The organism is Methanosarcina barkeri MS (assembly GCF_000970025.1).
Classification (GTDB): domain Archaea; phylum Halobacteriota; class Methanosarcinia; order Methanosarcinales; family Methanosarcinaceae; genus Methanosarcina; species Methanosarcina barkeri.
This window is the reverse complement of sequence record NZ_CP009528.1, coordinates 602,876-625,100: the sequence shown is the minus strand read 5'-3', so window position 1 is coordinate 625,100 and position 22,225 is coordinate 602,876. Positions and strand designations below refer to the sequence as shown.

20 protein-coding genes and 1 tRNA gene are annotated in these 22,225 nt (G+C 40.4%); 7 read left to right on the top strand and 14 right to left on the bottom strand.

Annotated features, from left to right (window positions below; translation table 11 throughout):
- Window positions 1-92: 92 nt before the first annotated feature.
- Entirely contained in the window at window positions 93-2,417 is a 2,325-nt protein-coding gene (locus MSBRM_RS02675) for an ATP-dependent DNA helicase (RefSeq protein ID WP_048154443.1), read from the bottom strand.
- A gap of 490 nt (window positions 2,418-2,907) precedes the next feature.
- On the bottom strand, window positions 2,908-3,276 hold the full coding sequence (locus tag MSBRM_RS02670) for a winged helix-turn-helix transcriptional regulator (RefSeq protein WP_048120043.1): 369 nt from the start codon (window positions 3,274-3,276) through the stop codon (window positions 2,908-2,910).
- A 285-nt stretch (window positions 3,277-3,561) separates the two neighbouring features.
- Here MSBRM_RS02670 and MSBRM_RS02665 point away from each other — a divergent pair, with 285 nt between their 5' ends.
- The 4 genes from MSBRM_RS02665 to MSBRM_RS02655 all read left to right on the top strand — a co-directional run bounded on the left by MSBRM_RS02665 (window position 3,562) and on the right by MSBRM_RS02655 (window position 5,444).
- Window positions 3,562-4,119, top strand: a complete 558-nt coding sequence (locus MSBRM_RS02665; protein WP_048120045.1) for a flavodoxin family protein — start codon at window positions 3,562-3,564, stop codon at window positions 4,117-4,119.
- A 137-nt stretch (window positions 4,120-4,256) separates the two neighbouring features.
- Window positions 4,257-4,781: a nitroreductase family protein gene (locus MSBRM_RS02660; RefSeq protein WP_048120047.1), complete on the top strand. Its 525-nt coding sequence runs from the start codon at window positions 4,257-4,259 to the stop codon at window positions 4,779-4,781.
- Window positions 4,782-4,934: 153 nt separating this feature from the next.
- Window positions 4,935-5,111 carry a hypothetical protein gene (locus MSBRM_RS19935; RefSeq protein WP_155400451.1) on the top strand — a complete coding sequence of 59 codons (177 nt, stop codon included), beginning with the start codon at window positions 4,935-4,937 and terminating at the stop codon, window positions 5,109-5,111.
- Between the two features lie 42 nt (window positions 5,112-5,153).
- Window positions 5,154-5,444: a putative quinol monooxygenase gene (locus tag MSBRM_RS02655; protein ID WP_048154440.1), complete on the top strand. Its 291-nt coding sequence runs from the start codon at window positions 5,154-5,156 to the stop codon at window positions 5,442-5,444.
- 316 nt (window positions 5,445-5,760) lie between these two features.
- Here the strand turns inward: MSBRM_RS02655 and MSBRM_RS02650 are convergent, their stop codons facing one another.
- A complete protein-coding gene (locus MSBRM_RS02650) occupies window positions 5,761-6,027 on the bottom strand; it encodes a hypothetical protein (RefSeq protein ID WP_048123239.1) in 267 nt (88 codons plus the stop codon).
- Window positions 6,028-6,038: 11 nt separating this feature from the next.
- Window positions 6,039-7,220, bottom strand: a complete 1,182-nt coding sequence (locus tag MSBRM_RS02645) for a chromosome segregation ATPase (protein WP_176722098.1) — start codon at window positions 7,218-7,220, stop codon at window positions 6,039-6,041.
- 380 nt (window positions 7,221-7,600) lie between these two features.
- On the opposite strand from MSBRM_RS02645, the gene MSBRM_RS02640 reads away from it, so the two are divergent.
- Window positions 7,601-8,176 (top strand): flavodoxin family protein, encoded by a 576-nt coding sequence (locus MSBRM_RS02640; protein ID WP_048120049.1) that lies wholly within the window; start codon window positions 7,601-7,603, stop codon window positions 8,174-8,176.
- An 86-nt stretch (window positions 8,177-8,262) separates the two neighbouring features.
- On the opposite strand, the gene fdhD is transcribed toward MSBRM_RS02640, so the two are convergent.
- The 4 genes from fdhD to MSBRM_RS02620 all read right to left on the bottom strand — a co-directional run bounded on the left by fdhD (window position 8,263) and on the right by MSBRM_RS02620 (window position 12,896).
- The gene (gene fdhD, locus MSBRM_RS02635; protein WP_048120051.1) at window positions 8,263-9,036 is read right to left on the bottom strand and encodes a formate dehydrogenase accessory sulfurtransferase FdhD; all 774 of its coding nucleotides are present in this window, start codon (window positions 9,034-9,036) and stop codon (window positions 8,263-8,265) included.
- A gap of 68 nt (window positions 9,037-9,104) precedes the next feature.
- On the bottom strand, window positions 9,105-10,643 hold the full coding sequence (locus MSBRM_RS02630) for a DUF7289 family protein (RefSeq protein WP_052712665.1): 1,539 nt from the start codon (window positions 10,641-10,643) through the stop codon (window positions 9,105-9,107).
- A gap of 172 nt (window positions 10,644-10,815) precedes the next feature.
- Window positions 10,816-11,856, bottom strand: a complete 1,041-nt coding sequence (locus MSBRM_RS02625; RefSeq protein WP_052712664.1) for a hypothetical protein — start codon at window positions 11,854-11,856, stop codon at window positions 10,816-10,818.
- Between the two features lie 2 nt (window positions 11,857-11,858).
- Window positions 11,859-12,896, bottom strand: a complete 1,038-nt coding sequence (locus MSBRM_RS02620) for a type IV pilin N-terminal domain-containing protein (RefSeq protein WP_048120053.1) — start codon at window positions 12,894-12,896, stop codon at window positions 11,859-11,861.
- A gap of 298 nt (window positions 12,897-13,194) precedes the next feature.
- On the opposite strand from MSBRM_RS02620, the gene MSBRM_RS02615 reads away from it, so the two are divergent.
- Complete coding sequence (locus MSBRM_RS02615) at window positions 13,195-13,683, top strand: type IV pilin (protein ID WP_048120055.1); 489 nt, start codon at window positions 13,195-13,197, stop codon at window positions 13,681-13,683.
- Between the two features lie 405 nt (window positions 13,684-14,088).
- Here MSBRM_RS02615 and MSBRM_RS02610 read toward each other — a convergent pair.
- The 5 genes from MSBRM_RS02610 to MSBRM_RS02590 form a co-directional block, all read right to left on the bottom strand.
- Window positions 14,089-14,160, bottom strand: a tRNA-Thr gene (locus tag MSBRM_RS02610).
- Between the two features lie 187 nt (window positions 14,161-14,347).
- Entirely contained in the window at window positions 14,348-15,358 is a 1,011-nt protein-coding gene (locus tag MSBRM_RS02605; RefSeq protein WP_048154438.1) for a class I SAM-dependent methyltransferase, read from the bottom strand.
- A 63-nt stretch (window positions 15,359-15,421) separates the two neighbouring features.
- The gene (locus tag MSBRM_RS02600) at window positions 15,422-16,078 is read right to left on the bottom strand and encodes a LysE family transporter (protein WP_048154435.1); all 657 of its coding nucleotides are present in this window, start codon (window positions 16,076-16,078) and stop codon (window positions 15,422-15,424) included.
- A gap of 161 nt (window positions 16,079-16,239) precedes the next feature.
- Entirely contained in the window at window positions 16,240-17,253 is a 1,014-nt protein-coding gene (locus tag MSBRM_RS02595; protein ID WP_011306400.1) for a transcription initiation factor IIB, read from the bottom strand.
- Between the two features lie 190 nt (window positions 17,254-17,443).
- Complete coding sequence (locus MSBRM_RS02590) at window positions 17,444-17,704, bottom strand: Gar1/Naf1 family protein (protein WP_048120062.1); 261 nt, start codon at window positions 17,702-17,704, stop codon at window positions 17,444-17,446.
- 330 nt (window positions 17,705-18,034) lie between these two features.
- Between MSBRM_RS02590 and ppdK the strand changes: the two genes are divergently transcribed.
- Window positions 18,035-20,683 (top strand): pyruvate, phosphate dikinase, encoded by a 2,649-nt coding sequence (gene ppdK / locus MSBRM_RS02585; RefSeq protein WP_048154433.1) that lies wholly within the window; start codon window positions 18,035-18,037, stop codon window positions 20,681-20,683.
- A gap of 867 nt (window positions 20,684-21,550) precedes the next feature.
- Here the strand turns inward: ppdK and MSBRM_RS19930 are convergent.
- Entirely contained in the window at window positions 21,551-21,715 is a 165-nt protein-coding gene (locus MSBRM_RS19930) for a hypothetical protein (RefSeq protein ID WP_155396497.1), read from the bottom strand.
- Window positions 21,716-22,225: the final 510 nt, after the last annotated feature.

Here is a 22,225-nt window from a genome sequence, read left to right as displayed (position 1 = left end):
TCCAAATAGGTTTAACATATTAAACAATTCAAACAGTTATGAAACAGTGTAAAATTTATTAAAGTAACTCGAAGGGATTAACTCAAAGGACTTCAAAGCTTTTCAGCAAGGCTTCCGAAACCCACACGACTTGAAGTCTGGGACTCCGATTCATTTTTGTCGGGATTACCTGGCATGACGTGGGCAAAAAATTCTTCCACCAGGCTTCCTAAGTCTCTGGGTGCAATGTCGATGAACTCTCTTTTTTCTTCAGATGGAAAATAATCAAAAACCGAAAATTTACCGAGTTTACGTGCCTGAGAGCCCTGGTAGCGGGAATCAAGGAGAATCCTTACTCCATAGTCGTCTGGAGAACGCACTATCCTTCCCATTGCCTGTCTGACCTTTCTGATTGTCGGCACCTGAACTGCAAACTCCCAGCCTTCACCACAGCCGAAAACTTCATCATAAGCAGATTCGACAGCCTTTATTCGGTCATTCAAGGCTGGATATCCGATTCCCACTATAATCACGGTCCTGCCCCTGGAATCTCTGAAATCAACACCTTCACTCAATGTTCCCCAGAGATAGGTTATAAGTAAAGCTTTTCCTCCCTGCTCTCCGATTTTGAAAAACTCCTTTCGGATTTCCTGGGATGAAACCCCTGTCTCATCAAGGAAAATAGGAATAGAAAGTTCAGGCTCAAGGAGTTTAGTATAGCGGAGTGCTTCAGCGTAGCTCTGGAAGTAAATAATCACATTCCCCGGCGATGCAACAGTAGCTGCAAGCAGAGCTTCTTTCAAGCTCTCAAGCGTTTCCGGGCTGTCACGATTCTTTGCAAAAAGCGGAGGAATGGAAACCGCAAGGGTAAGCCTCCTTTCCCTGGGAAATGTCGTGCCATAGGAGATTTCTTCCACTTCCCTTGAAATGCCAAGCGTGGATTTTATCATTTCAAAGGGCCGGAGTGTAGCCGACATGAGTACTGCCGCATAAACGGAATCAAACAAAGGCTGGGTCACGTTTTTAGGAATGCATGTGAAAAGCTCAATCCTGCCAGCTATTCTATCGCTTTTGAAATCCCTACGCACGTTCAAAATTGGATAGTAGTTTTGCCTGTCCGAAAGTACCAGATAAGAAGATAAAAAGTCGGCAACATACCGGATCTGGGAACGTTTCGGAACTGTAAGAAGCCCTTTTTTGTAATTTTCCGCATAAATCTCTTCCAGCCTTCCTCCAAACTCGCCAATCTCCCGCAACCGGGTCAGAACCTTTTCTTCATCCGCAAAACCTTCCTTTACCGCTTCCCGCAAAAAGCGAGCTTTCAAGATGTCAAAGCGCTCATAAGGGTCACTGATCTGAATGTCCCGCCAGTGCTTTCCAAGCCGGTTCCTTTCCCCGAACTTCAATTTCGCATCATATGTATCCCTGAGAGCGGTCAGGAGGCAGGTAAACAACTTTTTTGCATATAGTCGAGCCGCGTAGTCCTGGTCAAGGGGAATGCCACCTCTTGAGCCAGTTTCTTTACCTAACATAAGGGAGTTGTCAGATTCAGGAGTTTCGCCTACTTCCGAAAGGGCTTTTTCAATAGTCAGTTCCGAGAGCATTGTTGAAGAATGAGAACGCGCAGATGCCTCAATATTATGCGCCTCATCAAAAATCAGGATAATATCTTCAGGGTCGCGTTCAAGCCATTTAAGCAGCATCATGAAAATTTCGGCACTGAGAACATGATGAAAATTGCAAATTAAAAGTTCGGCGTTTTTGAGTTCTTTTTTCAGCAGTTCATACCCACACATATCCCGGTCTTCGGCATACTCCAGGATTTCTTCCGGGCTTCTTACATCGGAAAAAAGCCAGTTGGAAAATTCGTTACCTTCAAATTTCAGGACTTCATACAATTCCGGGCAAGAATTGTTCCTCAAAGCCCGGGATTTTTTCTTAGTTTCTTCGAGTTCTTTTTCAAGCTCAGTTCTCAGGGAATAAAGAGCAGGGTCTTTTGTCCGTTTGTATTTTTCATAAGCATCCTTTAGCTCTTTTTCTTTTGAAGAAATTTCCCTCTCAAGGTCAAGGAGGTCATAGGTATTTTCCCCTTTAAGCCTGCATTCTTCGTAATCGAGATTTTCAGGGCACATTGAAGTCTTGCCCTTGAAAACAATTGTTTTTATGTCGTTGTCCCGGGAAATATCTCTTGCCTCATTTATAAATTGAACCATCTGCTGATGGACGTTGGTGACTATAATAACGACCTTATTGAGTTTTTTCGCCACACTCAATGCGGGGGCAAGTGCACTTAAAGTCTTGCCTGTTCCACATGCTCCTTCAAAGAGTACAGTTTTTTCGTTCAGGAGAGCCAAGTGGATTTTCTCCATGGCTTCTGCCTGGTTAGGGTAGCAACTCTGTTTCGTAAAATACCGCATATATCCGTTCTTTTGCGTCATACGTTTAACCTGGGATTTCCCGATTTACAATGATTCAGTGACTTTCTGATCTGCCGATGATTAATAAATTAACTTTCATAAATTAAATTTCATAAATTAAATTTCATAAATTAAATTTCATAAATTAAATTTCATAAATTAAATTTCATAAATTAAATTTCATAAATTAAATTTCAAAAGTTTCAATGTTTCTGAAAATATTGTTAAAGGAATATTATTTCCGATTTTAAATTAACTTAGTGCCAGCTATTCTAGTGCTTTAGGTCTTCCTAATGCTTTAGGTCTTCCTAATGCTTTAGGTCTTCCCTAATGCTTTAGATTTCCCCTAATACTTTAAGGTCTTCCTGATGCTTTAGATTTTCCGGATAAAAGCAGAATTCAATACTAACATTTAAAATTCAATACTAACATTAAGATGCAGGAAGAGGATTTACTTTTATTTGTTGCGTGAGCGTTGTTTGTAGACCTTTATCTGAACTTATTCTCTATGTCACGATCTATCACTAAGCGATTGATCATCCAGTAAGCACTCTCTTCCAAGATACTCAATTCCCCATTTGCAGAGAGCGTCCAGGACCGGAAGCACAGTCTTTCCGAACTCGGTCAGTGAATACTCAACTCTAGGTGGGATTTCAGGATAAATTTCCCTGAGAATAAGCCCGTCTTCTTCGAGTTCCCTGAGCTGTTTCGTAAGCATCTTGGGTGAAATACCCTGCATACTTTGCTGGAGCCCTGAAAAACGCAGTTTTTCTGTCCTCAACTGCCAGAGGATAATAGGCTTCCATTTGCCTCCAATTACCTCCAGAGTTGCTTCCACAGGACACTGGCAATGTTTGTTATTCCGGATTTGACTTACCATATACTCACATAGTATCCATTTTGTTAGTTAGTATCCGGATTGCATGTATAGTATATAAGTATAGTTATTGCAAATCAGATATCAATAAATACATTTTCTTAAAGAAAGAAAAATCTGGCATCAATTGAAAAATTAATCCAGTATAAATTCAAAGAAAATGAAACTCAGATTAGACCTCAATTCGAGTTAGACCTCAATTCGAGTTAGACCTCAATTCAGGTTAGACCTAATTTCAGGTCATATCTAAGTTAAGCTTAGTTTAAAAAATTAAAAGGCGTGAATAGAATGAAAGTTATAGGCATTGTAGGAAGCCCACGAAAGAACGGAAATACGAATATCCTTGTCCAGCAGGTCCTGGAAGGCGCGGCAGAAGCAGGTGCTGAAACCCGGACATTTATTCTCAACGAGATGAACTACAAAGGTTGCCAGGGCTGCGACTATTGTAAGGGCCATGACAAGTGCAAACTTGAAGATGACCTTACGGAAGTATTCGAGGAGCTTACATCAGCAGATGGAGTCGTTTTTGGTTCTCCAATTTACTTTGGTCAGTTTACAGGCCAGATGCGGCTTTTCCTTGACCGTTGCTACTCTCTTATAAATGCAGACTTCTCTCCCCGTCTCCCTGCCGGGAAAAAAGCCGTGATTGTAGGAACTCAGGGTGCTCCTGACCCGGCAGCTTTCAAAGGTGTCTACGAGGAATTCAAAGGTCAAGTTTCTGGCTTTATGCAGGCAGAAGTAAAGGATGTTCTTGTAGGAGTTGGCTATCACGCTCCTGGAGAGGTAAAGGATAATATAGAGCTTATGGAAAAAGCGAAAAACGCAGGTCTTAACCTGTTCAAATGAAGAAAATAAATTATAATAACATCTGGAACTAAAAAACCGGAAAGTAAAAAACGGGAAGAAAGTAAAATAGGGCGAGAAAAAACTGGGTTGAAATCTTCTCGCCCAGATCTTTCAGGAATGAATAGGAGGGGTCTCATATGGAAACTCTTGAAGCAATCCACACTCGCCGAAGCATTCGAAAATACACTAACAGGCCCGTTCCGAGGGAGCTTGTTGCCGAACTGCTCAGAGCCGCAATGAGTGCTCCATCGGCGGTCAATGCCCAGCCCTGGATCTTTATTGTTATCGATGACAGGAAGCTCCTTGACGAAATTCCCACTTTCAGCCCCTATGCAGGTATGTGCAGGGAAGCTCCTCTTGCAATTCTTGTCTGTGGGGATACAACACTTGAAAAGGCTCCAGGATTCTGGGTTCAGGACTGTTCGGCAGCTACCCAAAATCTCCTGCTTGCAGCTCACGATGCCGGGCTTGGGGCAGTCTGGACCGGAATTTATCCGATGAAGGACAGGGTTGAAGGTTTCAGGAAAGCCTTCGGACTGCCTGAACATGTAATTCCTCTAGCTTTTGTACCGTTAGGTTATCCTGACCAGAAACCAGGCCCCCAGGACAGGTTTAATAAAACAAAAATCTACCACAATAAGTACGGTCAGAGAAGAGAATGAAGCTGTGAAGAAAACAGAATAAAATTCATACTGTATTAGATGAATAATAACAAGATAGAGCTATTAAAGGTTTGAATCTTCGAAAAAACGTTTAAAGGAGCTAAATTTGCCTGTTAATACCTTTTTGAAAAATAAATCGCGTTTCCGGATCTATTGGATGCTGGAAATGTAAGAGACTTTCCCAAACCAGGCTCCCAACAGAGAGATACTAAGGAAAGTACGGAAAGTATGGAAATTACGGAAAGTACGGAAAGTATGGGAAGTACGGAAAGTATGGGAAGTACGGAAAGTATGGGAAGTACGGAAAGTACGGAAAGCATGAGAAGTTGAAAATTTAGGAAAAATAATTTTTGCTAAGAAGCTGGTGATTTATTGACAATACGAGTGGTTGCAAAAAATTACGTCAAACCTGAAAAGGTTCAGGACTTTCTGGGTTTGTGCAAAAGCCTTGTTGAAGTATCATTAAAAGATGAAGGCTGCATAGATTATGGCCTGTATCAGGAACTGGAGAATTCAGGAGTCCTGACTTTCTTAGAAGAGTGGAAAGATGAAAAAAGCCTTGATCAACATTTAAATTCCAGTCATTTTAAAGAAATATTTCCACTACTTTCAGAATACCTTGAGAAAGAAACTGAGGTTAATGTCTACAGAAAAACGTTGTAATATCCAGGTGTGTTTTTACCGATTTCATTCTTAAAACTCTGTTCTCAAACACTTTTTGGAAAGTCAGTATCAAACTTGATGCAGTAGTGAATAAAATTGAAAGTGGGAAAGTGTTATGGCAGAGAAAATCAAGATCAATAATATGTTTTTCTATTCCATGCCAATAACTCTTTAGGGGATAAACCTTGTGATATATATCTTAAGATACATATCTTGAAAGTGATTTTACCCCCAAAATTAGCAGATTCATAATATAAATCAATAAAAGATACGTTTACTACTGTAGAGTAGAGTTTTCACTTCTCCCCTTTTCATTTCACAGCTCTTCAATTACTATCTCTTCTTCAAGGCTTGCGTTCGCAAGCAAGTCATCAAGATCTTTTATCTCAGAATCAAATTCCTGAATTTCGGCCTGCATAGGCTCCATTCCAAGATCTTCAGCTGGTTCAACATTCTGCATCTCAGCAACGTCTGGATTTGCTTTTGATTCTTTTACTTCAGATGTACTGTCCCCGACACAACCGGATCCTGCAAGACAGGCAATTAAAGCTGACAGTACGAGCAGGTGAGCAAATTTGATCATTTTCTGCCCCCTCAATTCTGTAATTTATTAATTAAGTTTCCAGTATCATTCCCTGAGCTATGACTTTTTTCTTTTCCATAAGAAACATTATCTCCGCTTTCAGGGCTGTCGGTATTAATGCTATAATTTCCGCCAGAGAAATTTGTACCAGTTGTATTTTCAGTGTTATTAAGTGCAGTTTTCTGGTTGTCTTCGACTCCAATTTCGTTACCATTTTCAGTCTCGTATTCCTTAAGCTCGTTGAGAATTTGTCTAATTATATCGTTTGCCGTATCGATATCACGGAGAGATTGACGAAGATAACCGTTTGCCTTCTCCATATCTTTCCTAGTAACATTCTCACCACTATAGACAGCATCTAAAGCTTCTTTATTCTCTTTCGCGGAGTTTACATAGAAATTGTAACTGGCAAGTTTAGTATCAAGGTCGGTTGTGTTAACACCTGTTTCATTCAGATTATCTACTGTTGTTCCAAGTTTTTCAGAAAGGTTTTCGGATTTTTCTATAAACTCCCCTATTTTCCCACTGACAGTTTGACCTGCACTCTCAAGGCTGGTTTTCTCGGCATTATTCCAGACTCCACGAACGGACCCGATCACAACCAGAATCTCTTCCTGGCTTGATGCATTTGCAATTTCAGCCTTCTCAGCTTCGAGTAATTTTATCTTTTCATCGACATCAATAGCTTTTTCGTCGGTCCCGTTTCCGCTTGAATAAGCCACGTTGCTCTTTACACTTGAAAGGTGAGCTATCATGTAGTTAACACTTGAGTTAAGGTAGAGCTTTGAGGCATTCAGAGCCTCTTCGGAATTAGGACCAAGTTTTCCTGCACGAACAAGATTCCTGATTTTGAGAAAATCTCCTTTTGCTTCGTTATATTCTTGCTTATTAACCTGCAGCTCTTCTCTTAATTGATTTTTTTCTTGTTTGTGTTCTAAGGTCCTATTCCTGTCTTTTACGCTGGAATTGTTCTGAAACCTTTCCTTATCCACCGCAGAATCACCAGCGTCACCTATGTTATCAGTTTCATTATTAGATGAATTGCGGACATCTTCGCGCATATACTTATCTTGGTTACCTTTTCCGTGTCCAGAAGAACCTTTAGCAGCGAAGGAGACTTCCGGAATTATGCTAAGTAATATTAACATAATTATAAGATAAACTAGACACCGAAAATTTTTTGATTTTTTCATCTAACCACCCACATTAGAAATTTATTATACTGTTTATGGAGTAAGGTAAATATAAACATTGTTTTCGGAGAGTTTATCGATCCTGAATCTCCGACAATGAGACCGGTGTTTTCTGACAAACTGAGGTAATTCTAGCGAATAGTTGTTAAAATATATTTTATAGGAGATATTTATTGCTGCAAGGAAGATAGAGAAAAGCCTGAAAGAGAATCAATTAGAAGAAGAAAGCAGAGAAGAAAGGTAGAGAATAGAAAGAAGAGAATAAAAGATGTAAGGAAGAAAGATAGAGAATAGAGATAAAAACAGAAAGGAGAAAATAGAGATAAAAAACAGAAAGGAAAAAATAGAAAGTAGAGACAGTTCACTGGAGGAATTAAGAAATGAAAGTTGTCGCTTTTAACGGAAGTCCGAGAAAGGAAGGAAACACGGCTGCTCTTATAAAGCATGTCCTTGCGGAACTTGAAAAAGAAGGAATAGAAACCGAAGTTGTGCAGGTAGGAGGAAAAAGAATCCACGGCTGCACGGCCTGCGGGAAATGCTACGAAAAAAAGGACAAGAAATGTATAATTGACAAGGATATCGTCAACGAATGTATTGAAAAGATGCTCGAAGCCGATGGAATAATTCTAGCTTCACCTACTTATTTTGCAGACCTGACTCCCGAACTTAAAGCTCTTATTGATAGGGCAGGTTTTGTTGCTAAAGCCAACAATGAAATGTTCAGGCATAAAGTAGGAGCAGCAGTCGTTGCAGTTAGACGAGCAGGCTCGATTCACGTTTTTGATTCAATCAACCATTTCTTCACAATTTCCCAGATGATAATCCCGGGATCAAGTTACTGGAATATGGGAATGGGACTTGCCGAAGGGGAAGTTGAAAAAGATGAAGAAGGCATTCAAACCATGCAGACTCTGGGCCAGAACATGGCATGGCTTTTGAAGAAGCTAAATGTGTAAATTATAGATATAAATTATAGCCAGCTATCTAAGTACTACATGATTTTTTTGAAAAAGGCTTGAAGGTAGCAGTTTTTAGAAACTGATTAGAGTTTTACCCTCCATTCGCCGGCGAAGACGAGCATAGATTCTTTTCTGAGCTGGCCTATGAGGCATACATTTGCTTTTTTTGCGGCTTCAACACCTGAGTCGAAGGGCATGGATTTGGTGGCGATAAGAGGGATTCCTGCCCGAGCTGCTTTTGTGACCATATAAGCGGGCTGCCGGCCTGTCGAGAGCATGTAATGTTGTGAGAGGTCGAGGCCTTTTAGAAAAGCAGCTCCTACAGCTTTGTCTACAGCGTTATGCCGGCCGACGTCTACGATTTGTACAGCAAGTTTCCCGCTTCGGTCTATCAGAGCTGCCAGATGGGTCCCTCTGGTAAGCTTGTATGTATCAGATTCAAGGTATTCCATGCCTGCAAAGACGGCTTGCGGATCAAAAACAGATTCTGAGTCTACAAAGATTTCTCTGCTGGTTTTGTATTCTTTTTCAGATTTTCCTGCTTTTCCTGCTCTTCCGATTATTCCAGCATCTTCATTATGGATTTTCTTATTCTCGCTTTGGGTACGGACATGAACCATTCCGCCTTCTATTTCTACGTTTTCAATTTCGCTGAAACTGAGAACACCTTCTGTGATCAGGTGGCCTATCGCAAGCTCTTTGAGTGCGAGCGGGGAAGCAAAAAGTGTTGTAAAGAGTTTTCCGTTGAGAAATAGTTTAACAGGGCATTCCTTTGCTAGCAGCACTTTAACGTTTTCGGCTCTGCCGTCAGAATGAATTCTTTTCGCAGGATAGGAAGTGGCGTATTTTTCGGGCATATGGATCGAGTTTCTCGCTTTTTCAGTGTGTGGTGAAGATATGTACCCATATGCCTTTTTCTTTTCCGTTAGCTCAGGTAGACTGCGAGGTAGTCGATACGGAAAGTACCTGCTGCATTACTCCCACTATCAGTTATAACTTTAAGATTGAGAGTAATCTCTTCGGGATCTTTTGAAGATATAGAAAATGTTTGATTGTACAGGCACCAGCCACTATTCGGCTTGAAGGTTCCCCTTTCGGTTCCTGTGAGAGTCATTACTATATTGGGTTCCTTGCTACCGCTGAAACTATAGATCATGCAGATAGTTGCTTTAGTTGGAATCGAAGTAGAGTTAAATGAACTGAAATTGTTGTATCCAAAATTCAGGTTGAGAGTTTTACCATTATTATTCATACTATAGTTGAAGTCGTTAACCTCGCTGTATGGACTCAGCTCATAATTTTTGAAACTTCCCACTGGAAGTGAATAGTCTTCATCACGGTCTGTTAACATATTTGGATCAATGCTACTAACAGACATTAAAGTTTCTTCATAAGTTCCTGAAAACATGTCAAAATAGTACCATTCGCCCAGTTCCATAATGGATTTATCTTCATGTTCTGTATTTTCATCTTCGCCAGATTCTGACCAATTGACATCCTCACTGCTCGAGCTGAGTCCAGTTCCCAGATCCGCTTGGATAACAGATTCGCTTATGCTAAGGCTCTGAAGTGTTTTATTGTTTGTGGACGTGAAATTGAAATATACGAAATTGGAACTTGGTTTATCAAGGTCATAGTCCGTGCCATACTCAAGTCCTGCATTTTTTGCAGTTTCATTGAGATAAGATATCCAAGCATCTGGATATTCAGTGATAACAGTACCGTAGAATGAAGCAATATCTCCTGTATCGTTGCTGTTGTAAGTAACGTTGTTGCTAATTCCTGTCAGTCTCAACGAAACATCGGCGTTGGAGGAAACAGCATCAGGTTCTCCTCTTATTTTAATCGCCTGGATAGAAACAGTATAGTTTTTTTCACTGGTTTTCTCTATGTTAAAAGAGGGAAATTCCTTCATCACTGATTTTTCGCCCTGAGCAAGGATCAGAGCTCCATTTTCATACCTTAAGACCTGGTCAAGGTATTCTCTGTTGTTCGAACGATAAGTAATGCCTCCACATTCTATTTTTTTAGCATCTTCTTCTACCTGGAGAGAATCTGAAACCAAAAGTCTTTTGGGAATTATGGTCATTTTACAGCGTTCCATGCTTACTGAAAGCATCCCGCTTGATTTTGAAGGCTCAAGAATAGGAATTTCCCCTCCACCCATAATAAAAGGAATAGTTATTGGAAGTCCTGAGGCTGAGAAATTTGAGTCTGAAGCCATGAGAAGAGACAATATATCTGCCGTTGATTTCAGTTCTATCATGTCTTTCTGGACGTCATTCATATGTGATTTTTCGGCATCAATTTTCCATTCCGGAACATATTCAACCCTTATCAATGCAAGTGCAGTAAATATGATGCATAGAAGCAATACTGTCGCAATGACTGTGGCTGTTCCTGATTCCGAGCTGAAGAGGCCCTTTCCATCCTTTTTTCTGCTTCTGTTCTTTTTAGTGTTCATAGCGGGACATCGCGTAATTTTTTAATTTATGTTCTATCAGTTGTGATGTTATTTTTCAGTTTGAATTTAGTAATTTTATTGAGAAGTATGTTGGGTAAAAAGTATGAAAGTACATTTTTTATAAAATAATAAAGTAAGTCTATTCGAACAAGGGCAAGTACATTTTACTCTATTATTTCGAATTTAATTTCGATTCCACAAACCCGCTTAAGCCAATCCCCAACTCTGCGTTAATTGTGGCTTTTCCAACGTAAAGCCTTTTGAGGCTAATGTCGCTTCCTTTTTCTGGAAATACGTATGTCACGTAATTATTTCCAATACGGTCAAGAGCATAATCTTTATCTACCTCTAGACCTGCTTCGGTCATTGTTTCGTTAAGATAAATCTTCCAGGCGGCAGGATGATCCGTATATACTGTTAACAGTAAGGAACTTTCATTTCCGGAAATAGCACTGTCATAAAGGGTTCCATAAGATATTCCTTTCAGAAGAATGGAACCATCTAAGTTTGATGAAATAGTATTTGCCACCCCCTGGATCTCTACAGCGTTAATAAGAAAGGTGTAATTCCTAAATGATACTTCAGAGACACTAATTGAAGGGTAAAGTTTCATAACTGCCTTTTTATTCTGTTCTAGAATTAAAGCTCCGTTTTCGTACTTGAAGGTCTGTTCCGTATAATAGTTATTATTTGAATTATATGCAATTGTGCCACAGTTGATGACCGTTGCGTTCTCCATTGCGTTTTCCATTGCGTTTTCCATTTCGCTATTATTTGCCGGAGTGATTATCATTTTACACCGGTCAGTGTTTAATGAAAAAATTCCAGTAGATTTTGTAGAGCTAATAAAAGGTGTCTCCAGTTTTCTAGTGTGGAGGGTTGTTGTTGTCGTAACTTTTGGGGTGGAGGAATTAATGTCTGACGCAAGAAGTACTGTAGTCATGTCTATTTTTGATTTAAGTTCTGTCATGTCTTCCCATACGCTAGTCATGTGAGAATGCTCGTAATCGTTTTTCCATTCAGGTGTATATCCCAGATGAACCGCGGCAATAACTGAAAATATTATCCCAAGAAGCAAAACAGTGGTCAGAGCTGTCGTTGATGCAGATTCTAGACAGAAAAAAGAATCCAGATCCGGTTGGAATTCACCCTTCATAAACCCTTTCATTTTCCCTCTCTCCTTTTGCTCATCCTCCTTTTTCCATGCTTTCATTTTCAGTCTACATGGATTCCTAAGAAGTCTATCCATGATTTCTTGTCGGCATTTTTGCTCGCATTAGTAATGATTACAAACCTTGCTTTGAATTTCTCGAGGTCGTCAATCGTCTTCACATAGGGTGTGAGATCTATCTCGTGAGCATCGAAATCTTGCTTGTATTGAGGCATATCCTCATCAACCCTTATCCAGTTTTCAGGTTCTCCAATGCTGATATCCAGTGCGAGATCTTTGTAACTGCCGTCGTGCACACTATACACTATTTTTAAAGTTACTTTGTGAATTGGAGCTGAGACTCCTTCTTTAGTTGAATTGATATTGAAATCAAATACCTGGGCTGTAGAGTTTGGGTCATCATCGTTTTTACTTGGAGGATAATATACAGTGAAAATTCCGTCTCCTATTTCATTAGTAGCTTCTGTGGATATCCACCCGCCTGAAGTATCGGTTGCAGTTCCGTTCGGATAAGGAGTTATCCAGTAACGCCCAGTAACGAGGTCCGTAACTCCAGAAATATCTTTATTTCCATGCTGGAGTGCAACTCTCTGGATCACCTGTTCGGAAGGCATGTCCACAAAGAACATGTCTATGGTATCGCTGCTTGTGATGTTGTACTTCCCTCCCCGATCATCCGCTTTACTTGTATCAATAAAAATACAATCCCCGAGCATGAAAAGATCGTCATCAGAATCAGTACCATCTGGATTTCTAATCTCAAATTTGGACCTACTGAATTCTAAGTGTTTGAGTTCAGATTTTCCTGGGCTTTCGACGATCAGTATTATTTTGATATTTGACAGGTCTATGTCTTCTCCACCGCTATGGACGACTTCTACGATATCGGCAGTTGCATTAACGGTTTCTTGCAGATCAGTATGCGGAGTATGTTCCGGTTTCACAACTCCCCCATCGGAAAACACAGTTATTGCTATTGTAGAAAAGGCTAAAACGACTATACCCATCATGAGTATTTGCCCATATACTTCTGAAACTCCCCGGCAGTCATGGCAAAATGCCCTGTACTTTTTACCCTCCACGATAAAAACACCTTCTAAAAATTTAATTACCAACTTTTTAAGGTGTTTTTAATAGAATATTAACTTGACTGTCTGAGAAAATTTATTAAAGTATAACTGCTAATAAAGATCTTACTGAGTTAATTATAGGAGTGGAACTAGATAACTCTTTATTACATTCAGCAAAAGTTTAAATATTTATGAAAAGTAAAATGACATACAGTTAAAATAAATGACTATTGTTAACATTATATTTCAGGTGTTAAAGGTATCTGGCGGGCTTTCCTGTCCGAATACGTTTAACCAAGAGGGAGAACATATGGATTTTAAGAAATTGTTTAGAAAAGATGACAAAGCAGTTTCCCCGGTTATCGGTGTTATCCTGATGGTTGCAATAACCGTCATCCTCGCCGCCGCAATCGGATCTTCTGTATTCAGTAAGGGAGCTGTCGAATCCGCACCGCAGGCGAATCTTGAGATTAAATCATCCAGACTCGATACAAATAATACAGCGTGTGTAAAAATAGAACATCTTGGCGGAGATCCCATCAATTTCGATCGCAGTATAACAAAAGTTATGACGACGGTTGGCACTGGAAATTCTACTGAGGTTTACTTTGGAGCCATTACTACTAGTGCTGATTTTGAAGTTGGCGATGTTCAGATCGTTGAGTTGAGAATGCCTCCTACTTCAGGAACTGACAATACAGGTACTGCAATAACTGTTAATTCCGGTGACAGTGTCAATATCAAGGTTATTGATATAGCAACAAGCCAACTTATTTGTGACAAGAATCTAAGGTTCTAAACACGAATTTAAGCACCTCAATCAGGTGCTTTTTCCTTTTTTACTCAACGAGCTAATCCCAAAACTCAAAATTGCTTCTCTGAATCCTGTATTTTGAATAATCAATCAAGTTTCTGACCATGAAAACAATCCTGAAAATTCTTGATGATTAAGGACTAAATGGCTTTTGGGATAGGATCAACTTGTATTTATATTGAATTTGTTATTTTTCTTCGACGTTTCTCCGCATGGTTTTTATTACTCTCAGTTAGAGTAATTGGAAAACAAAGAGTGAAATCAAAGTTTGCTTATATTTCTCGTCCGAATCAAAATTGGAGATCCTATAGTATTCTCAAATCAAGAACAAGAAAATTCAAGAATTTATTTGCCGCGAATATGGCAGTATTTTTTAACCAAAAAACAAAAAGCCGCCGGGGGGACTTGAACCCTCGACCTGCTGATTACGAATCAGCCGCTATACCGCTAAGCCACGACGGCAAATGCATAGAAAGAATAAGCAGATCTAATATATAGATCAAGAATTTAATTATTTCGCTCGGGCGGAGCTATTTGCTTTTGCAACGTCTGGATAACCCTGACATTATTTAAATAATGCGGCCACCTTTTTAAGGTTTTAGCTTCCCTAAAATAATTTTGTCATTCCTTCAAATGATCCTATCATCCATTAAACAATTCTGGCCTCTATACAGATATTATACTGGTGAGGAGCATACGAACGAACTACCCTTTTTTCAAGAACCTCGATTTTCCTGCCTGCTTTTTCCGCAGCTTCCTTTATGAATTTTATAGAGCTTTCGAAGAGGTCGTCTTCAGGGGTAATTCCGTAATAATGGATAATTCCGCCGGGCTTTGCCAGGAGAACTGCGGAGTCCAGGAACTCAAAAGCACTATGAGGTAAATTCATAATCACATGGTCGGCAGTACCTGCAAACTTTGTTGCTTCTTCCCGGGCGTCGCCTTCGATTGCTTCGATGTTTTTCGCAGAGTTAAGAATTATATTTTCCCTGAGATAACGCACAGCATCCGGGTTTTTATCGATTGACAGGACTTTTGAGGGCTTTTTGCTCTTTGCGATAAGGATGCTATAAGGGCCGACGCCTGCAAACATATCAACAATGATATCCCCTTTCTTGACCCGGGAAAGAATTCTTGAGCGCTCGGTCGAAAGGCGGGGAGTAAAATAAGCCCGTGCAAGGTCGACTTTGTAGCGACAGCCGTATTCCCTGTGAATAGTTTCGGTTCTCGGCTCACCTGCAACGACCTCAAATTCTCTAACCCGAAATTCCCCGATAACAGGCGTAAGAGGCTTGAGCACTGTTTTTATATTCGAATGGGTTAAAAGGAGGGCATCGGCAATTCTTGAGGCTTTTTCCTTGTCAAGCTCAGGGTCTTCCAGCAGGGCGATGTCTCCTATAACTTCATAAGCAGGGCTGAAACCAAGCAGGTCTTCCGGAACGGGTTTCTTTTTATGGGGCTTGAAATCGAACTCTATAAGCTCAATTTCTTCGGGAAAACTTTCCAGCTCGTCAGAAGCAGGTTCTCTGGTCAGGGGAAGATAAAGAAACGCCTCATCTGCGCCTATTTTTACGGAGTTATCCAGAATTTCAAGCTCAAGGAGTATTCTTCTTACAGGCTCTCCTTTCTTTTTAGGAACTTTTATGCACTGCCGTTTCATGGGAAATCGCCTTTTGGAAGCCTAAAGTTATCCTTTTGTTATTAAGCTATCCATAGCCCATGCTCAGGATAAATGAATCGAATGATTGTAATTCAGCATGAAGTACAACCCAAAAATTACCAGGAATACCCCGCAGGTATAAAGAATATATCTATGCATTTTTTGGGAGAGAAGGGTTTTGCCACGCCCGAACGAGCCGGATATGGCAGTAAACCATCCCAGATCTGCAGTCCAGTGCCCGAGCATATAAGCCATTGCAATTAGAATTCCCAGTTCATATTCCTTAAGTACAAGAGCTCCGCCAGCGGTCAGCCACCAGATCCAGAAGTACGGGTTAGAAACTGAAGTAACCAGGCCTATCAGGGCAGGGTTGGAAATCAGCTTCAAGCCTGAAGAATCCTGAGAAATCAGAGCAGAAGAAGCTGTAGCTCGTGCTTCCTTTAAGGTAAGAAGTCCAAATACTAGAAGTGAAAGCCCTCCTATAAAAAAAATTATGGAAATTATACCACTATCGACAAACGAAGCAGCTCCTAAGAGAATCAGCACGTAGAGCACAGCCTCCACGAGAATATGCCCGAATACCACCTGTGGGCCTGCAAGCCAGCCTTTCTTCAGTGATATCTCTATAGTTGCAAAAAGCATTGGGCCCGGAACAAGTGCGCCTGTAAGCCCTACAGAGAAACCTAATAGAAGAGCTTCAAAAACTTCAATTATTAGCATTATGGATCAAAAAATAAAGGTATCTAAGATCCTGTTTTGAAATAAACCTCCACAAGCGGAAAAACCGGATAAATGACTTGAGTAAATAAAACCAGTAAAAAATAGGACGTTTCTCTAAGTAAAAGAGAAAACCTGCTGGCAAAAGAAAAATAAAGAAAATCTTAGAGAATAATCTCTATATCCAGTTCTTCTGCAAGCTCTTTGTATCTGTTTCGGATAGTAACTTCAGTAACTCCGGCTACATCCGCAACTTCCCGCTGAGTTCTCCGCTCACCACAGAGAATGGACGCAATATAAATTGCAGCGGCAGCAACTCCTGTTGGACCTCTTCCGCTTGTGAGTTCCTTTTCGGAAGCCTGCCTAAGGATCTCAACGCTCTTTGACTGGACTTCTCCTTTAAGGTTAAGGCCTGAACAGAACCTTGGGACATAGTCGATAGGAGACGTAGGCATGAGCTTCAGTGCGAGTTCTCTGGAAATAAAGCGGTAGGTTCTTCCGATTTCTTTCCGGCTTACTCTGGATACCTCTTCAATTTCATCAAGAGTTCTTGGGACGCTGCACTGGCGGCAAGCAGCATAAAGAGCGGCTGCGGCAACACCTTCAATACTTCTTCCACGGATAAGATTCTTGTCCACAGCTTTTCTGTAGACGACAGCTGCGGTTTCCCGCACAGTTCTCGGAAGACCGAGAGCAGAAGCCATTCTATCCAGTTCAGATAGTGCAAATGCAAGGTTTCTTTCAGTTGCGTTACTTACACGGATTCTACGCTGCCATTTTCTTAAACGATAGAGTTGAGCACGATTTTTGGAAGAGATTGACTTTCCATAGGAGTCGCGGTTCCTCCAGTCAATCATTGTGGAAAGCCCTTTGTCGTGGATTGTGTATGTCATGGGCGCACCCACACGGGAACGCTTCATACGTTGATCATGATCGAAAGCTCGCCATTCTGGGCCTTCATCCACAAAATCGGCATCAATGACAAGTCCGCAGTCCCCGCACACGAGTTCGGCTCGCTCATAGTCGTGAACAAGGTTTCTGCTGCCGCATTCTGGACACACGGCCTTTTCTTTCTCAAAACTTTGCTCCTTTTGCTTCTCTTTGCGAGCTTTGATCATGGCACGTATTTTTTCTCTTTCAAGAGTGTCCGAATAGCGAACTCTTTCGACTTCTACCATATCATATCACCTTACAAACTAAAACAATCATATGTGTATATTTCCGGTATTTTTTGGCTGCACCACTGAAATTACAAGATATCTAAAAGGCAGGATAAGAAAAATCACGGCTGTAACTAGCAAAAAATATATAACCTAGTTAATGTTTAACCATAATATAGAATTCAAGTGCATATTCATGCCAGAGCTTTCACCGAATATAGACTCTTTCATTAATAAGAGCTCGAAATTCTGAATCCGTAGTTCGTTTAAAACCCTTCACTAAAAAATATGGATGACCTACAGGTCCGAAAACACTTATGACCGTACCAATCCGATTCAGGGCTTTATCTACAACGACCGAATTCAATTTAGGAAAACCATCTGAGACATTCTCGGGTTTTACCTCATCCCCTCTAATTATCAGGTTTTTAACACCTGTTCTGTGCAGCACTTTACCGAGTCGTTTCATATCAGCCACGAATAGTTAATAGCTATTTTCTCCAGCGCAGGGTAGAAATCTCCTGGCTTTGAGCATGTTTTTCTGTAAGCCATAAATACGGCTATATATTGTAAACTGAAAAGCATATGTAGTCTACGTTCATTATATATAAAGATATCGCAAGAACTATATTATATGTTAGTTTTAACTAATTTAATATAGTAGAATATAAGAACGAGAAGAAGGAAACCACAAGCTTATATATTAAATGGACATTGTTGGCAGCAATCAGACCATAATTCTGGTTATTATTACGGTCACTAACTCCGATTAATGATCTCATTCTAAGGAGGAGACTCATTGTCCAAGTTCGTATATTTTTTTGGAAAGGATGTAACTGATGGCAAAGCTAGCATGAGAGACTTACTTGGAGGTAAGGGCGCAGGCCTAGCCGAAATGGCAAACCTCGGAATTCCCGTACCACCAGGTTTTACGATAACAACCGAAGTTTGCGTACTTTATCTGGAAGGTAAGAAGTATTCTGAAGAAGTACTCAAACAGGTTGAAGAAGCGATCGATAAGCTCGAGACCTTAAACAACAAAAAGCTGGGAGACCCAGAAGATCCACTGCTTGTTTCTGTAAGGTCCGGTGCCAGGGTGTCCATGCCGGGGATGATGGATACCGTTCTTAACCTTGGGCTCACGGACAAATCTGTTCTCGGACTCGCAAATAAGGTCAATGACGAAAGGTTCGCTTACGACTGTTACCGCAGATTTATCTCTATGTTTGGAGATGTAGTTCTGGGAATCGACTTCGAAAAGTTCGAGTCCCTTATTGAGGACAAGAAAAAAGAACTTAAAGTCGAATCTGACACCGATCTCGATGCAAAAGCGCTGAAAGATCTGGCTGAAAGGTTCAAAGGGGTAATCAAACTCGAAAAAGGGTTTGAGTTCCCCCAGGACCCGAAAGTCCAGCTTCAGATGGCAATTGATGCTGTTTTTGATTCCTGGAACAATCCAAGAGCCATCACATACAGAAAGCTTAACGAAATTGATGACAGTTGGGGCACAGCTGTCAATGTACAGACCATGGTTTACGGGAACAGAGGAAATACCTCAGGTACAGGTGTTGCTTTTACAAGAAACCCGTCTACAGGAGAAAGGAAATTCTTCGGAGAGTACCTTATCAACGCACAGGGTGAAGATGTTGTTGCAGGCATCCGAACTCCGGACTTTATTGATACTCTTGGAAATAAGATTCCTGAAGCTTACAATCAGCTTGTTGATATCTGTAAGAAGCTCGAAGCCCACTTCAAAGACATGCAGGATATAGAGTTTACTATCCAGGAAGGAAAACTCTACATGCTGCAGACCAGGACTGGAAAACGTACAGCTGCCGCAGCCGTAAAGTTAGCAACTGATATGGTAGCAGAAGGGCTGATTGATAAAGAAACCGCAGTCACAAGGGTTAAAGCCGAACACATCGACCTGCTCCTGCACCCCAGAATTGACCCCAATGCAAAACTGGAAGTAGTCGCAAAGGGACTTCCTGCATCACCCGGAGCTGCTGTCGGAAAAGTTGTATTTACTGCCGAAGCAGCCGAGGAAATGGCTGAGAAGGGAGAAAAGACAATTCTTGTCAGGACCGAAACTTCCCCTGAAGATATCGGAGGAATGGCAGCTGCCCAGGGTGTCATCACTGTACGTGGAGGAATGACCTCTCATGCCGCAGTCGTTGGAAGAGGTATGGGAAAGCCTTGTGTTGTGGGTTGTGGAGACATATCCATCGATACAAAGAGCGGCCTCTTTATGGTAAATGGTCACACTGTCAAGGAGCACGATTATGTTACCATTGATGGAAGCACAGGCAGTGTAATTATCGGGAAAGTAGAGCTGATTGATGCTGAAATTAATGAGGATCTAAAGAAGATTCTTCAGTGGGCCGACGAGATCAGGACTCTCGGAGTAAGAACAAATGCAGATAATCCGGCAGATGCAGGCCTAGCCCGTGAACTAGGGGCTGAAGGTATAGGACTTTGCAGAACTGAACATATGTTCTTCGGAGAAGAAAGGATTCCCGCAGTAAGGGAAATGATCATGGCCGAAGATGAGAAGTCCAGAAGGAAAGCCCTTAAAAAGTTACTTCCTATGCAGAAAGAAGACTTCCTTGGAATCTTCCGCAGCATGGAAGGCCTGCCTGTTACTATCAGGCTGCTTGACCCACCACTCCATGAGTTCCTTCCTGACAAGGAAGAGCTTGACGCAAAGCTCAGGGAACTCGAAGCCTCAGGAGATTCTTCCGGAAAGATCAACGAGGTAAAGAAGGTCATTCAGCGTGTAGTTTCCCTCAAAGAAATAAACCCTATGCTTGGTCACAGGGGATGCAGGCTTGGAATCACCTATCCGGAAATCTATGATATGCAGGTACGCGCAATCATGGAAGCAGCCTGTGAACTTACAAACGAGGGAATGAAGATTACTCCTGAAATTATGATTCCACTCGTGGGTCTTGTAAAAGAGCTTGCCATTACAAGGGAAGAAGTCTGCAAGATGGCAGAGAAAGTCATGGCTGAGAAAGGCGTAAAGATCGATTACAAAGTAGGAACAATGATCGAACTGCCCAGAGCCGCAATTGTCGCAGACCAGATTGCTCAGGAAGCCGATTTCTTCTCCTTCGGGACAAACGACCTGACCCAGACAACCTTCGGGTTCAGCCGTGACGATGTGTCCAAATTTGTGCCTATCTACCAGAAAGCAGGAATTATTGAGCACGATCCATTTGCAGTCCTGGACCAGGAAGGCGTTGGCGAGATCATGAAAATCGGCATATCAAAAGGCCGCTCTGTCAAACCTGACCTCAAAATGGGAATCTGCGGAGAACACGGTGGAGAGCCAAGATCCATTCACTTCGCCTATGATATAGGTCTTAACTATGTAAGCTGCTCTCCTTACAGAGTTCCAATTGCAAGGCTCGTAGCTGCCCAGAGCACAATTGATTCAAGAAAGTAAAGTTTTTGAAGTTAAAAACTTCATTAAAAAGAGGCAGGATTTATCCTGCTTATATTCTTTTTTTGTAAACTTTTTTGTAAATTAGTTTGAAAACTTTAACTATGTTTATTTATTCTAAAGAGTCTATTATGTCTGAAATCTTGTATGAAAATCCTGATTCTTAAAGGCATTTCCTTAAAAATATAATAATGTAACCCTTTTTTGAGGGTTAATGCTGTTATTTTACATCGAGCTTCATGCAGACTCCTCATCCAAAAATCATTATTGAATCGAGCCTTGCAGTACCTACTTTTGTCCAGTACTTACAAACACTACAGTATTGGATCTCGCCATCGGAACGTAGTTTCAGTTTAGCATGGCATTTTGGACATATTTTTAAATGTTTCATGAATAATACCTCTTGAATTTTTATTTTAGTTTAGTTCATCACAAAACTCAAAATTGGTTCTTTAAGTCTTGAATTTTGAATGATTTTCAAGTTTTGTGATGAGTTTACGCATTTGTTTAATTTTTTAGATATTTATGGAGGTGGTCTGATATGTTTGTTGGAGGTTATCTGATATTGTTTATCGGAGGTAGTCTGATATGTTTGTTGGAAGGTTATCTGATATGTTTGTTGGAGGTTATCTGATATTGTTTATCGGAGGTGGTCTGATATATTTGTAGACTATTGAAAGGCTAGTTTACTCCTTCTATGTTTATTCTTCTCCCATTTCTTTTCTAAACATGATGTAATCTCTTTCTACTTCTTCGAGTTCGTATTCCATTTTATACCCCATTTTGTGTTTTCGCTATTTTCAAGTTGATTTTTATTCATATGTGGATAACTTTCGAGAGGTTGTCTAAAGTTTATTTAGTTATAAATTTTTAACATGTTCCTTTTTTCCAATTTGTTTTTAATTTTAGATGAATATTGTATGAATGGCCCCAACATCTTTCATAAAGTTCTTCAGAGGTTAAAAGCATCCCATTCCCAAACAAAGATCCTTGTGAAATTTGCTTTGAAAGCTTCTTCTCTGTTATTTTATTCATTGACTGGTTCTCCTTTATTCTAGTTTTATTCCCTTTTTCCTGTAAAGGAATACGGAATCCTATTTCCTCTTTATTATATAAATAACTTACGCTTTTGAGATAAAAATAGATTAAAAAACATATAAGATATTAAAATTAATTTTAGAGGCTCTAAAAAATGGATATACACAGGCTCTATAAAATAAGAAATTTTTTGATAAAAACTCTCCTAAATTTGATCAAGAATCTATTAAATATGTGATGCAAGAAGAAGCCCAGAGGCGCTGTATCTACTGTATCCCCCAATACAGTTTCTCCGAATTTATGCTCCCCCAAGCACCATTGATTCGAAGAAGAATCAGCAACCTCCAGGAAATTCTTTTCATTTTGATGATCTCCCAGTTATACTCCCCAACTCCATCACATAATAATAGCATAAATTATATTAAATAAATCATATCAAAAATTGCATTCAAGCAAAAAATTGTTTGACGTAAAAGATTTCAAGTCCAGCATAGCCTTTTCTAAGTA